Source organism: uncultured Winogradskyella sp. (assembly GCF_947498005.1).
Lineage (GTDB): Bacteria > Bacteroidota > Bacteroidia > Flavobacteriales > Flavobacteriaceae > Winogradskyella.
Genome location: NZ_CANMIW010000002.1, coordinates 493,912 through 509,985 on the forward strand (window position 1 = coordinate 493,912; position 16,074 = coordinate 509,985).

General features: G+C 32.8%; 6 protein-coding genes. 1 reads left to right on the forward strand and 5 read right to left on the reverse strand.

Annotated elements, in window-relative coordinates; translation table 11 throughout:
• Positions 1-16 precede the first annotated feature (16 nt).
• The gene (locus Q0891_RS05550; RefSeq protein WP_299099549.1) at positions 17-310 is read left to right on the forward strand and encodes a hypothetical protein; all 294 of its coding nucleotides are present in this window, start codon (positions 17-19) and stop codon (positions 308-310) included.
• 125 nt (positions 311-435) lie between these two features.
• Here Q0891_RS05550 and Q0891_RS05555 read toward each other — a convergent pair whose 3' ends face one another.
• The 5 genes from Q0891_RS05555 to Q0891_RS05575 form a co-directional block, all read right to left on the reverse strand.
• Positions 436-2,787 (reverse strand): choice-of-anchor L domain-containing protein, encoded by a 2,352-nt coding sequence (locus tag Q0891_RS05555; protein ID WP_299099551.1) that lies wholly within the window; start codon positions 2,785-2,787, stop codon positions 436-438.
• Positions 2,788-3,082: 295 nt separating this feature from the next.
• Entirely contained in the window at positions 3,083-7,924 is a 4,842-nt protein-coding gene (locus Q0891_RS05560) for a T9SS type B sorting domain-containing protein (protein ID WP_299099554.1), read from the reverse strand.
• A 395-nt stretch (positions 7,925-8,319) separates the two neighbouring features.
• Positions 8,320-10,044, reverse strand: a complete 1,725-nt coding sequence (locus Q0891_RS05565) for a gliding motility-associated C-terminal domain-containing protein (RefSeq protein WP_299099556.1) — start codon at positions 10,042-10,044, stop codon at positions 8,320-8,322.
• Positions 10,045-10,139: 95 nt separating this feature from the next.
• Positions 10,140-12,608, reverse strand: coding sequence for a T9SS type B sorting domain-containing protein (locus Q0891_RS05570; RefSeq protein ID WP_299099558.1), 2,469 nt, complete (start codon positions 12,606-12,608; stop codon positions 10,140-10,142).
• Positions 12,605-16,042 carry a T9SS type B sorting domain-containing protein gene (locus Q0891_RS05575; protein ID WP_299099560.1) on the reverse strand — a complete coding sequence of 1,146 codons (3,438 nt, stop codon included), beginning with the start codon at positions 16,040-16,042 and terminating at the stop codon, positions 12,605-12,607. Before Q0891_RS05575 ends, Q0891_RS05570 begins: the two co-directional genes overlap by 4 nt.
• Between the last annotated feature and the right edge of the window lie 32 nt (positions 16,043-16,074).

The window sequence follows — 16,074 nt, forward strand, 5'->3', positions numbered from 1 at the left end:
ACTTACTAATCATATTATGAAAAGAAAACCTAAAAAATCTAACAAAAATATTCTCATTAAAAGAGTGTATCTCGATAAAGGTAATTATGATTATGTACCAGTTAAGGAAGTGGATTACTATAATTTATTGACCCAGACAAGAGGTAGAACTTCTGGTCATAAATATGAAAAAGCCGAATGGAATGAGGTATTAAAATATAAGATAAAAAACATTTTAAAAAATCGACACTCTGAAAAAATTGTATATATGATAGTTGGGATGCTAATCGCTCTTTTAGGAAAATATGTATACGACGTATGGATAAATTAAATCTATAATCAAATAGCCTAAAATCAAGTAAACTAAATTTTCTATTTTTTTAATTCTCCTCTTTAAATTTTTATTTTTCATTTTGTGGTAAGTTGTATATAGATGCCAGAAATACTTATCTTTAATTAGCGTTTTAACGCAAAATGACCTGTATAAGTTGAGCCATCAACAAAATTAGCGATATACCAATAATCATCACTAGGTACTTCATTTCCCTTAAAAGTACCATCCCAACCGTCTAAAGAAGTAACTTGTTGCGTAATTAACTTACCGTATCTATTGTATATTTCAATTGAAGAGATAAGTTGAAACTGCTGTTCTGAGCCAAAAGCTTTCCATACAGGATTATCATCATCACCATTTGGTGTAAAGAATTTTGGAAATCCTAAGACGGAAATAGTTTCCTCTGTAATACCACAGCCATTTTTATCCTTAATATAAATGGTGTGAAACCCTTGTGAGACATTAGAAAATACAAGATTGTCATCGTAATACAAACCATCAGGATCATCTAATGACACTTCATAGTCTCCTGTTCCCGAAATAGAAATTGAAATGGTGTTATTTGGAGCTATACCTTCAATATCTACACTTTCAATACTGCCTATTTGAGATTGTGAAACTGTAATTGTTCTGCTAGAAGAACAGCCATTAGGATCTGTAACAACAACTGTATATACACCAGGTTCAGTAACATCATAAAATAATGTGTCAATATCTGTAATTACGCCATTAAATAGCCATTCGTAATAATAATTATTAGGTAAATCGTTGAGTACACCACCATAAATAGTTAGTGGTACTTGCCCTTCATTTATACAATAGAATACCGTTTCATCTTCTTCTAGAATAGGTGTATATAACACATTTAAATTTACTGTAGAAATACTATAACATTGGCTATTGCTATTCACTTTTACGTAAATGGTTTGTGAATCTATTACGCTATTTGTATATGTTGTAGGTAGAGGGTTATTCTCTAGAATCGCATCGATTTCAGATTCGTAAAATGTAGCGAATGCATCAGTAGGAATATGATCTTGTATCGACGTTGTAATATCATTAAGATTAAAAGTAGCCATACCATCTATTACAATACCATCACATTTTTCTAAATTAGGAATTTCAATGATATTATTAGAGGTTTGTAATTCTAATTCTGCAATAGCATAACAATTAGCATCGTTTACTAACCTTGCATAAACCGTTTGAAAAGGTGTTGAATTTTGAAAAACTTCAGGGCTTGTAATTGCATTAATATTTAAACTTGCATCAGATTCTGATAAGAAAAAAGCTGAGACATTATTATCTTGATTACCATTGGTTAAATTTATAGCAGCATCAAACAAGTTATATGTAGTAATTCCGTCTTGGTTAAGATCACATTCTATTAAAACAGAATCAAATCCAATTGGTAAAGTCGCATATTCAATAACAATTTCACCGTAAGACAGGCATCCATTATCTAAAGTTACTTCTACGTTATAAGTACCAGCTTCGCTAATTGTATATTTGCCACAATTGAAGCAATTTCCGGATTGTGTTTCAACTAAGACATTATCTTTATACCAATTATAAATGTTTTGACCCTCTTGAGTAGCATTTAATTCTAGTGTTTCTCCCTCACAAAGGGCATTGCTAGTTTCAATAAGTAAATTAGGACCTAAATCTGAAGATAACTCAAAACTACTCGCTTCTAAAAATACGGCAGAATCATATCTAAAGTTGTGTTCATCGGCAATTACTAATTTTACATGGTAGGTTTCATTTGGAATAATATTAGCTGTAGCTGTCAATACATCAGTCTGCCCATTAAAATTAATAGGTGCATCTGAACCATTAAAACTACCAAAATAAGTTTCGTTAGTAGGAGGGCAGTCGCCAGGTACACCAGGTGTTACAGTAGTTACCTTTACTGGTGTATTGGTATTTGGTACTAATGCAATATTTTCATAAGCGCCTTGACTACTAGCTGGTCGTATTAAAAAACCAAATAAATCTGAGAATAAACAGGTGTTAGAATTATTTTCTTGATATTCTTCAGAGGCAAAAATATAATTGAAACTTACTTGTGTGGCAACTGAGGTAAATTCAAACTCTAATATAGTTGCATTTAGTGTCCCTGTTTCAGCGAGTGCATTTTCTAAATCATTATCGCCAACCCAATTTGTAGCGTCATCATCACTTAAACTTGTATTTGGTCCAGGTACATTTAAAAGCCTTCCAGTGCTGAGAACAATACCGCTTTCAAAAGGAAATGTAGTTCCTGCGGCATCAAAATAACCGTAACTTTGATCACTACCTCCAAAATCGCCACCTACTATATTAGTAACAATAACATTTTCAATACAATCACTATCAATTAAAATATTTTCTATGAGTTCTTGTGCTGTATATGTTTGACTATCTACTGTTATATTTTGAGCAGACGAAAATAGGGATACTATTAAGGCAGTAAAAAGGATTAATCTCTTCATTTTCTGTTTAAGGGACAGCAAAGATAAACATCTTGCAACTTTTGATATGCAAAAAGATGTTAAACATCGTTTGTTATCGATGTAACGTAAAATGAGCGATTACATTTAATATTCTAATATATCGTTTTTCCTGGGCAATAATATAATAACTTGTTTAAGTAAGTTTTATGGAAAACATTTATTGCTGTGAATTAATTAGGATAAGACCTAAAAAAACCCTCTGTTTTAGAGGGTTTGTATAATTGTTTACTTAAATTAATAGCACGCTTAGCGACTTATTAACGTAATGGTTTTCTTAACGTTTTAAAGTGAAATGACCTTTTACATCAAAGGCAATTGAGCCTTGTTGTACATGTGCTATAAACCAATAATCACTAGTTGGCATTTTGTTTCCATTATAATAGCCGTCCCAACCAGGAGAACTAGAATTTAATTGTTTTATAAGCTTACCATAGCGATCAAAAATGTCTATAGTGGTACCTAGTAATGTTTCAATCCCAACAATATGCCATGCATCATTAGAGCCATCAGCATTTGGTGTAAAAAACTTTGGTATATCTACAACTAGTACTTCTTTAGTAACATTTGCACAACCGTTTAAATCTATTATCGTTACTGTATGGTAACCCATAGCTACATTTTCGAAATGATTAGATTCTTGAGGTTCATAATCATCTAATTGATACAAATAGTCACCAATACCACTTATTGTAACTGTAATATTGTTTGGATCAGAGAAATCAACGACTTCTGTTGTTTCTATTGTTGCAGTTTCTGATTCAGACACACCAAAATATTCAGTGTATACACATCCAAATTGTGTTGTTACTTCTACGGAGTAGTTTCCAACATCTGTTATTTCTATTTCTGGTGTAACTTCTCCCGTTGACCATAAATATGTATCTGTAGCAACATTTGTATTTGCAGAAACCAATAATGGACCGCTTTCTAAACAAATGACTTGATCTCCAATATCAACTAATGGCAATGGATGAACAATAGCAGTAAAACTAGTAATATCGTAGCAACCTGTACTATTATTCTCTAAACGTGCATAAATAACTTCGTTATCAAAAGCCATATAATTAAGCTCTAAAGGCGAAGTCTTTTCATTTGCCTTAAGTTCGGAATTATGGTATGTAATACTAAATGAATTAGAATTATTTCCACCTAAAACACTAGAATTTTGTTGAGAAAGATCAAATTCTAAAATACCATCAAAATCATCATCACAAGCTTCCAAGTCATTTGGCTGACCCGCTGTTGGCAGTGGATTTACATTAATATTGAACTCGTAATATGTAGAACAGTGCGTTGTGCTATATTCAGTTCTCACAAATAACGTATCAAAATTAGTTTGATATGTATAATTTGTATCCAAAGCATTTGTATTTGCTATGGCATCTGCTTCGTTGTCAAAATAACTAAATATAACATTGAAATTTGTATCTCTAGCAACTGTGTTAATTTCGGTTAAATCTACTAACTGATCATCGTTAGCACAAACATCAAATACTTGGAAATCATTTATTAATGGTGGCTGATTAACAATTAGTTCAATTGGTGTTGTAACATAACAATTAGAAATGGTGTTAGTTACAGTCATATAAACCGTTTGCGGATTTGAAGTGTTTGTATAATTTTCAGGATTTGAAATTTCATTAATATTAGCTTCTGAATCTTCAAAGTTTTCAAAAAAGCTGAATTCTAAATCTTCTTGTCTTACATCTAATACGTTTGATTGAGCAAAAGTTAAATCAAATTGAAGTGTTCCGTCTGTATCATCATCACATTCAATTAATGGATCTGCAGGTGCAACATCCGGCGTTCTAATTACATTTATAACAAATGATGTAACAGACTGACAGATTGTACCATTATCTATTTGAACATAAATTTGCTGTGGATTTACTGTATTTTGAAATTGAAGTGGAATTTCATTAACATCATTTACAGCATCCTCTTCAGATGTAAAGAACTTTACAGTTTGAATATCTGGAATGCCTGCAGAAACCTCTGTTATTTTATCGGTAAAATCAAACATTGTAGAACCATCTACCACACTATCATCACAGACAAGTAGGTTTGTTGGTTCATTATATATAGGATTTGTACCAACTTCAATAGTGAATGAAGACGTTGTATAACAAGACTCATCTGTAGTGTTATCAATTCTTACGTATATTTCTTGTGGATTTGTTACGTTTTCGTAGATACTCGTTTTATCTATAGCATTTGTTTTATTATCAGCATCGGCTTGGTTAATGTAGTAACTAACGTCTTTACCGGTTTGTCCACTTAATGCTTCTTCATCTTTGTTTTCAAAAATGAATTCACCAAAACCATCTGAGTTATCTTCACAAAAAGTAAGCTCATTGACGTAGTTACTTAAATCACCAACAAATGGCAATGTATTAACGATAACATCTAATTCTTCGATTGCGTAACAACCCGTATTTGTGTTTTCAACACGCATTAAAACGATTTCAGTTTGTGCATTATAGTTAGATACACTAGATATAGCATTTTCGTCTAATTGAGCGTCAGATAATGTGTTATGAAAAGTAACACTTCTGTTAGGTGTTGCTAATATAGAAGTAGGAATACTATTATTTAAATTAATTACAGAAAAACCATCTCTATCTGCATCACAAATAATTATTTGATCTGGTGTTTCACTTTCAGGAGCAGGTAAAACAGTAACTTCAAAGGAGTTTGTGTCGTAACAACCTGTTTCTCCCGAAGTTATTCTAGGATATAAGGTAAAAGGATTTGTTGTATTAGTATAAAAATTTGGTAATACATTGGTGTTATCTTCTGCATCTTGTTCTGTTGGGTAATAACTAACGTTAAAACCTTCTTGACCATCTGTTACGGCATCATCTAGTGTAGACAAGTCTGTTGTAGTAAAGCCATCTTGATCTTCATCACAAACGGTTGTACTTACGATAGAATCAAAGGTTTGAATTTGATTTAATATTAAATCAAATTCAGAAACTTCCTCACAGCCATCTTTTCTCAAGATTATAAATATCGTTTGAGGATTACTCTGGTTAGCGTATGGTATGTCTGGGTTAATTTCATTAACATCATTATCTCTTTGAGTTTCAGTTTCAAAATAATGAACAGTAACACCTTCAATATTATTTACGAAATTTATAGTAATGTCATTAAAATGAAAGTCTTCAGTACCATCGTCTGCAAAATCACATAGAGTGATGTCATCAATTTCTGTACCTGTAAGTAATAGGTTGGTATGTATTTCTATTGGAGCCACCGAGTAACAATTAGAATTGTCACTAACCACTCTGATATAAACAACTTGCTCGTCAATATTGCTGTTTTGGTAATTGGCATCATTTAATATAGGGTTATCTCCAGTATCAGCATCTTCTTGAGTTTCATGAAATGTAACCGATACATCAGTTAGTCCTTCGAGAACTTCAGGGATTATTGATGTTAAATCAAAATCTGCAAAACCATCGTGATCGGAATCACAAGCATCAATATAGTGAGGTTCCATATTCAGTACAGGGCTTTCTAAAACAGAAATATCTAAAGTTGTAGTACTAATACAACCGGTTTCAGAATTTTGTACACTAACAAATAACTGTTCTGTTGGATTAGTGTTGGTATATGGCATAGGATAAGCGTTGACACCTGCTGATGCATCACTAGCAGAACTATGGTAAGTAACAATAAGGTTGTCTTGAGATAAAGTGATTTCAGAATCTTTTAATGCATTTAAATCCATTGCTGTAGTACCATTACCTGATTGGTCGTCGCATATTTCTAAAGGCGTAGGATTAGTGATAATTGGTTTAGAATTAACAATTAAATCAAAAGATGAATAAGCTAAACAACCATTAACCGTATCTTCAATTCTTACATAAATTGTATGTGGATTTCCAATATTTTGAATCGGACTATTTATGGCATTGGCATTGCTAATAGCATCTGTATCAGAATAGTGATAAGAAATTGCATAGGTAGAGGCAGGAACTGAATCTATAACTTCTGCGTCTTTTGTAGTTAAATCAAAAGTTTCTACACCGTCATTACTAATATCATCACATAAAGCAAAATCTGTAATAGGCTCTGATGTTTGCGTAGAATTTAGGGTAATATTAATATCATCCTCAATTACACAAGAACTGCCTGCTAGAGGTAATGAAATTTCAACTCTATAGTTACCAGAAGCAATAGCTGTTAAAGTTGATTGATTTTCTGCTGGAATTTCAACATTGTTTAAAAACCAAGAATATGTCGCATTAGTATTTTGAATATTTCCATTTAAAACTGCACTATTTGCACAGGTTGTAATATCGTCTCCTAAATCGACTGAAGCATCAAAACTGTTACCTTCTATAAATACAGCCGAATCGTAATTTTTATCTGTTTGATCAGCAATAACTAATTTTATTTGGTATTGCACATTAGGTTGTATTGCCGCAGTTGCAGAAAGTACTGTTGTTCTTCCGTTATAATTTGTATCTCCCAAATTGTAGCCTTCAAAATATTCTTCGTTTGAAGCATCACAGAAACCAACAATGTCATCGTGTACAGTATTGGTATTAACTGGTATTGATGTACCAGGCACCAACGCAATATTGGTGTAAGGATCGCTCGTTCCACTTTGTCTTATTAAAAATGCGAATCCATCTGAATATTCACATGGAAAGTTTCCAAAATACTCTTCGGATGCTAAGATGTAATTAAACTGAATTTGGTTGGATATGGAAATGAAATCAAACTCAATGGAAGTAGCATTGACTGTACCAGAAATACCTAAGGCTGTTTCGAGATCACTATCAGTAAGCCAGGTCTCGTCGCCATCGTTTAAGATGTCATTATTCTGTCCGTTTCCAGCAGCATTGGCATTACCTGTGGTTAACACTATTCCGTTTTCAAAGGGGAAATCGGACGCGCCTTTTTCAAAGTAACCGTAACTACCTATACCGATAGATGTTCCGTTTGAAGGTGACGAAATGTTTGAGACTTCTACACAACCTTGTATTAGTGTGTTTTGTATTAAGTCTTGTGGTGAAACTGAATTATCTACGGTAACTTGTTGTGCAAATGAAATGCCACAAATTAAGCCCATAAATAAGCAGAGGGAGCGATTTAAATAAGTCATTTAGTTTCGGTTAAGTTTAAAAGTTCTGGTGTAGAGTGATTTGGGGTCGACTGATACACGTTCTTTATTATGGCCGAAAAGTAGAACTAAAAAAGATGAAATACAAAAAAATACGTTGAAATACGTTAAATGTTAACATTTTTCACGATTTTATGACTTAAATGAGAGAATCAAACTACAAAAATTAGGATCTAAAATAGAATTGATAATTTTTTGTTTAATTTTTTTTGTGAGAAATATCTAACAATGCTAATTATATTTCAATCAAAATCAAGAGGGAAGTTAAAAAAATGAAGAGGGAAATAGTATTGAATTCATACTGACGTGTTTAAAAGTATAATAACATATACTTAATTCCAAAAAAATAAGGTGAACGACCTAAAATTTTAACAGTTTTAATAATTTACGTAAACCCAACCCATCATTGGTTGAAAATTTGAGTCATTTAAATTTAAGATATAATAATATGTACCAACAGGCACAATACTTCCGATATTATTAAGCCCTCTATTTATTTTGCCGAACCAAGGTTTTGAATTATTTCCTTCAAAAATTAAATCGCCGTAACGGTTATAGATTTGCAATTCGTGTTCAGTGAAAATATCATATAACCCTTGAATATTAAACCAATCATTATGTGTGTCATTATTTGGTGAAAATCCCTGCGGAATATAAGGAGGACAATTTTCTGTGGTTAGGTTGAATTGAAAAATTTCATAACAAGGAGGACTGTACATACGCGCATAAATAGTTTCGGGATTAAAACTATTAGTATAATCTGACGGGATTAAAATAGGAAGCATGTTGGCTTCTAAATCCTCGAGCGTAGTAAAAAATGAGAGATCGCTTTCTTCATAGTCTATCCCTAAAAAAGCATCGTATAAATTATAAGATGAGGTTTCAAAGCCTTCATTACAACCAATAAGTAATGGAAGGGTTGTTATTTCGGGTATTAAAAGTAAATCAACATTAAATGTAGTTATGTTATTATCTTCATTTGTTTCTGTAATTATACCATTCATTGTACCATCATCATCAACAATGGCGACCACTGTAACACTAGAATCAATATCATCAGGAAGTGTTAATAAAACAGAATTACTTTCACTTCCGTTTATTGCTATAATATTCTGGGTTTCGCTTTGTCCTAAAAGTATATCGTTGTAATAAAATGCAATTGGTGTATTGGCTGGCAAAGTGGCTGTACTATTGTTGTTATAAACGGTATAATTCAGCTCAATGGTGTTGTTACCACAATTCACAATATAGTCTTCAGTTGTTAATGTTGCATCAGGTAATTGACTATTCAACACAGTAATTATGTTATTAATCATAACAAAATCTTGACCAGAGGTTAGCTGAATAGTTGCAGACGTATCACCAATATTTATATTATTTTGAATATTATATACATCAATATCCATATTATATAGATTTGAAGCTCCTGTAAATGAGTTTGTACCGTTGAAAGCATTATTTGCAGGATTTAATGGGAAGTTACTTATTACACTACCATTAATAGTAAGTTGTTCGTTTACAGAAATCCCACTATCACCTTCCCAAGCAACAAATCCTATTTTTGCATTTTCATTATCTAGTACATTCAGGTTGTCTAAATTTATATTTAAAAAGGTAGGTACACTTTGTAATCCATCATATACATTTAACTGATTAAGAGGTAAGCTTAGATCTTCGTAAATAATAGTAATTGCCCAACCACCAAAATTCGTTCCTGTAGGACAGTACGTTGAGATGACACTGTTTAAATCAAAATCTGAAACTGTATATTCTGTATTTCCTTGAGTTGAGATAATGGAGGTGACATCTGCAAATGCGGCAAAAAATACGCGGTTTGGATCTAATGAATCTTCAAACGAGCGCTCTGCACTTATAGCAATTCCATTTAATGAAATGTCTAAATCTCCAAGTCCCGAACCTGCCCAATATAAATAGGCTGCAACTATAGTTTGATCACTCTCTAGATTAAAATTAGCGGAAGATGAGGTAAGAATTGAGCAGGAGGTTCCCAATCCATTTTCTTCAGTATTCATAGTATTGCCAATGGCAGTGTAATCATATCTTCCATTAAATTGCTGATACAAAGAAATATCTTGCGCCATTAATGGTAGTGTTGCACCAATTAATAAGTAAATTAATATTAAGTTGCATTTATTCAAGATGGTGTATTCTTTATATTTTAGATATTTGATAGGCTTTAGCGTTTTAAAGTAAAGTGTCCTGTTAAAGTTCTTCCGTCTTCAAGTTTAACTTTAAACCAATAATCATTAGTTGGTAATTGAGCACCATTATAGGTGCCATCCCAACCTGCACTCAATGGATCTAGTTTTTTTATAAGTTTCCCATAGCGATCAAAGATAAAAATATCAGAATTCGATTGAAATTGAGTTGATACACCACTGACTTGCCAAAAATCGTTTTCAGTATCGTTATTTGGTGTGAAAAATTTTGGAAAACCAATAACTGAAACTAGTTGATCTGCGATACCACAATTATTTTTATCTCTAACATAAACAGTGTAAAGACCAGCAAGCACATTGTTAAAAATATTAGAGTTTTGGTAAGGACCGTTAATATCGTTTAAGGCATATTCATAATTTCCACCATTACCACTTGCTAAAATTGTAATAGTGTTATTCTGTAAACCATCTTCAACCTCAATACTGGTTATTGTAGCAATATTTGAAGCTACCACAGTTATTGTTCTATCCTTGGAGCATCCAAATGAATTTGTAACACTCACAGTGTACGTTCCTGGAGCATCTACTTCAATTTCAGTAGTTGTTTCACCTGTTGACCATAAATAGCTGTAGTTATTCGGGATATCATTGATTACTCCACCAGTTAAGGTTGTAGTTGATGGCGCAAGATTTTCGCAATAAATTCTTTCATCTGATATTTCTATATTCGGTAACTCATAAACCGAAAGCTCAATTTCACTTATACCGTAACAAGCATTTGAGTTTTCTACACGTGCATAAATGGTTTGATTGTAAGCTACAGTATTGGTATATAAATTATTTAAAGGGTTGGTCTCAATTAAGGCATCTAGATATGTTTCATAATAGGTTAAGATTAAGTCAGATGGTATACCTGCTAAAACATCGTTATTAATAGTATCTAAATCAAATTCCATAAAACCGTCCTCTAAGCCATCTGTGTCGCATAGTTCTATACTGGCGTTATTGGATGAAGTTGTACTTACTTCCAACGATATTTCACTAAAATTTACACAGCCACTGTTAGTATTAGTTACCCTTGCATATACTATTTGAGGATTGAAAAAATTCTCAAATGAAGTTCCATCTATAGGATCATTTTGATTTTCTGCATCTACTTGAGATAGGTAAAATTCAATTGTAGTTTCAGAAATGTTATTAGTAATATCTACAGCAGCTTCGGTCAAATTGAAAATGGTATAGCCTTCTGGAATTCCGTCTTCATCACACTGAATAAGCGAAACGTCATTTGCAATTGGTTTCGCCAATACAGTAGCATTAAATGAGGTAAATCCTATGCATCCAAGATCTAAGTCTTCAATTCTTGCAAATATTTCTGTAGATCCAGGTGCAGTATTTGTGTAAATGAGCGGTAGAGGAGAGGTTAATGATTCGGCATTAGCTTGAGATGAATAATAGCTAATATCATAATTAATATTATTAATTCCTTCAATAATTTCTTGGCTTACGTTATTAAAATCAAAAGTAGCTAGTCCATTTTGATCATTGCCATCTGTGTCATTGTCACAAATTTCGTAATCGTTAGGCTGGTTAAAGTTTGTTAATGCCGTTACATTCAACGTAAAATTGTTAATGATAAAGCAGTCTGTGGTTGTATTTTCTATCCTTACATAAATATCTTGACTACTAGACGTGTTATTAAATACATCACTTAATGCATCTGCATTAATGTTAGCATCACTTTCAGATAAATGATAACTCACAGAAACATCTCCCTCACCATTAATTATATCTTGCGATAGTTGACTTAAATCAAATTCTCTAATAGTATCGTCGTAAGGTGCAAGATCATCGCAAATATTTATGTTAGGTAAAATAGTAGAATTAGGGTTAGACAATAACGGATTTGATGGACCTTCAGGAAAGGTTGCTGTCCCTGTCCAATTTATAGAAAAGGGACTATTTCCGATCGGTCTATCAATAACAATAAAATAGCTTTCACCAGCAAGAGCATCTATTGCGCTCACAAAACTATCACCATCAGCACCAGGTCCTTCATTGGTAGCAGGATCTGTAGTATTTAATCCTGTAAGATTATTGCCTTGGTTTGCCGCAGCAGGATTAGTTGTAGAGCAACGAATTGCTTGTCCTATACTACCACAACTTGCATTTGGCCCAAAAATAAAGAAGTCATAATCTTCATTTATACTACTGCTACCTGGTGTCAATGTAAACGCCAATGTACCATCTGTAGCAATATTAACCTTCAACCAAATACTATTGTTTTCTTGTCCGGAACATGAGTTTGAGCTATTCAGTTCTTGCGTGCCTGAGCCATTAACGTCTAAAGTAAAGTCAGAATTTCCGCAAACCGTTACGGCAAATTGGCAATCGTTTGGTTGCTGTGCAAATACCATAAAGTTGAAAATGAACGTTATGGTAATAGTTAGTGTAGATTTAAAAAAAGTGGTAAAATTTTGGGTCATCGTTTTAATGTGAAATGATTTCTGAAAACACGGCCATCTTCTAATGTAACTTTAAACCAATAATCACTTGCTGGCATTTTAAAACCATTGTAATTACCGTCCCAACCAGGACTTAATGGATCTAGTTCTTTTAGGAGTTTTCCGTATCTGTCAAAGATATATATAATTGAATTTGATTGAAACTGTTCTGTAATACCATAAACCTGCCAGTAATCGTTAATGGTATCATTATTTGGTGTGAAAAATTTAGGAAAACCAATTACTGAAATTAATTCTTCGGTAATACCACAATCGTTTTTGTCTCTTACGTAGATGGTATGTAAGCCTGGTAAGACGTTTTCAAAAGTGCTACTATCTTGGTATGGTCCTAATTCATTATTTAAAGCGTATTCATAATCGCCTGAACCACTTACAAAAACAGTAATAGTATTGTTTTGTGTTGCGTCTGTAACTTCAATATTTGTAATAGAGGCATCTATTGATGGTAAAACAGTTATCGTTCTATCTTTATAACAACCATTTGTATTAGTGACTCTAACTGAATAATTACCTGCTTCATTAATTTCAATCTCGGAAGTCGTTTCTCCTGTTGACCACAGATAATAATAGTTGTTTGGTAAATCGTCTTGAATTCCGCCATTTAAAACAATGGTATCAGGAAAAGTATTGACGCAATATATCGTTTCAAATTCTGTTTCAATATTTGGTAAACTAAAAACGGTTAGGTCAATTTCACTAATTCCATAACAATTGTTATTATTTTCTACACGACCAAATATGGTTTGATTAAAAGCTATTGTATTTGTAAAAGAATTATTCAGTGGATTAATTTCTAACAAGGCATTTTCATAGGTTTCGTAATAGGTCAAATTAACATCAGAAGTTGTTTGAAGCAATACAGCATCACTAGCTTCAGATAAATTAAAGGTCATAAATCCATCTTCTGTGCCATCAGAATCACAAAGTTCTAAGCTTGTATTAAGAGTAGATGTTGTGCTTACTTCTAAAGTTATTTCACTGAAATTTATACAATCAGATTCTGTATTAGTTACTCTGGTGTATATCGTTTGCGGATTATAGTAATTCTCAAAGGCATCTGCATTTATAGCATTTTCTTGGTTTAATGCGTCGGATTGAGATACGTAGAACGAAACAATAGAACCTTGAATATTGTTTGTGATTTCGTCTAAATGATTATTTAAATTGATTAGGGTGTAACCTTCAGGAATTCCATCTTCATCACATTGGATAATAGAAATATTATTTGCTACAGGAATAGGATTTACCTGCAACAAGAAGCTTAATGTAATATAACAATCTTCATTCTGACTATTTTCTATTCTTACATAAATTTCTTCTTCAAAAGCTGTTGTATTACTATAATTAACAGGTAATGCAGAAGCGTTAGAGTCAGCGTCGTCTTGTGAAGTGTGAAATGAAATTATAGTATCAGCAACATCTTGTTCTCCAAATATTGAAGGCATTAAATCTTGAAAATTCACAGTGCCAATACCATCAATTGGATCGTTTAGATTATCACAAATTACAATGTCATTTAATTCTGAAAATTCCGGATTACTAAATACCTCAACAGTAAAAGAGTTAATATCATAGCAATTTGGATTCTCTGTATTTTCCACACGTACAAAAATCGTTTGTGGATTGGCAGTATTACTATAAGGAAAAGTTAGTCTATTCTCTCCAGAATTGGCGTCATCTATAGATGCAAAATATTGCACATTATAAATTGTAGGATCTTGGTTTAATAACGCTTCAGAATCTTTGTCTATAAAATTAAAATCTTGAAATCCATCATTAGTAGAATTATCACAAACATCGATATCAGTGAGGGAATTAGCCACAGGAATATCAAAAATACCAACAACAGCACTCCCTTCAATTGGGCAATTTCCATTGTTAGGTTCAATATATACTTCGTAATAACCAGGTGTGTCCACAAATAATTGCGAAGTGGTTTCAGTTAAAGCCACGTCATTAAAAGACCAATAATAATCTGCGCCAGCGATATCTTCCGCCTGTAAAGTGTAAGAGTCATTGGTGCATAGTTTTAATTCTGTAGTACTAATACCATTTTGAATGATATCTATTTCAGAATTAAATAAAGATTGAATAAAAGGAGGTAAGCCAATTCTACTTTTATTGACGTTTGAACCTAAAATATCGAGTAAAACGCCTTGTTGATTATAATTGACATCTGTAGCGTCTGCTTCTGGATTTGAAATAACACCTAAATAATCTGAAATATTATCATTGCCAGTATAACTAAGTTGTGCTCTATAAATGCGTCTATCAATTCCCAACTGCAACGCACCTGCAGTCATTTGAGTTGAAGAATGAATGATCTGCATAGAATTTATAATATCAGAACTTTCTAAATCCCATTGCATTACGTGACTTGTACCTGCACCACCAGCGCCTTCGCTTATAGTTGCATATACTTTTCTGTTTTCAGCAGAAAATTCTACACCATAAGGACTATTATTGTTTTGAGGTCCATAGAGTTCAATATGGTTAGAGATAACACCAGTTTCGTTATTAAAATCAAATAAGTCTACACTTCCAGGTGCATTTCCTGCAGCAATGGTTGCTCTACCAAAATTTGCCGCAATTACTTTTGATCCATCTGGTGAAGCTTTTAAGTAACCTAAAGAGTTTCGTCTGTAACCTTCAATAGGTATATTAGGACCAACTGTAGATATAACAGGTGTTGTATTTACACCATTGACATCTACTCTAAAGGAATAAAACTTATCTCCAAAATGGGTAATTACCCAAAACGACGTACAATCTTCTGCTCTAACCGCCGTAATTTTTTCAGAGCATTTGTATTGGATTTCCAAAGTTGATGCAGGATCATAAGTAACTAAATGTATGTTTTTTTCTATCGCATCTACATCACCCAATCCACCATTTAGTGACATGTCTATTAAGGAATAGTTAAACCCGTTATTAAAGCCGTCGTCCTGTCCAGGCACTGTACCACCTTGATCATATGTGCCAACAAATTGATTAGGATATGCACTTGCATTATCGTGGTGAGGCTCATCTACCGTAAACAAATAATATTTTGTTGGATCCTCTGGTTTTGGAACAATAAGACCAGAAGATGTGCTTGAAGGATCACCTAAAAGTCCTGTGCCTAATGCATAATTACCATTAGACATGACTTGATGATTACTGTTCCAAACGGTTCTTCCATCAGAATAGAATTGCAAATTACCTTCAGCATCAGAGATTGAGGTACAACCTTCTAAGGTGTTTATTTGTCCATTAGTTAATGCAGTTACAGATCCGTTTTCAGCATTAAATTGCAAGCCACCATATTGCCCAAAATACCAAAATGACGCTTCATTTTGAGCAAATAATGGGACACTAGTAATTATAAAAATAAAAACTAAATAGATCTTTTTCATAAGAGCTTAACCTGTAATTTATACTAATTAGC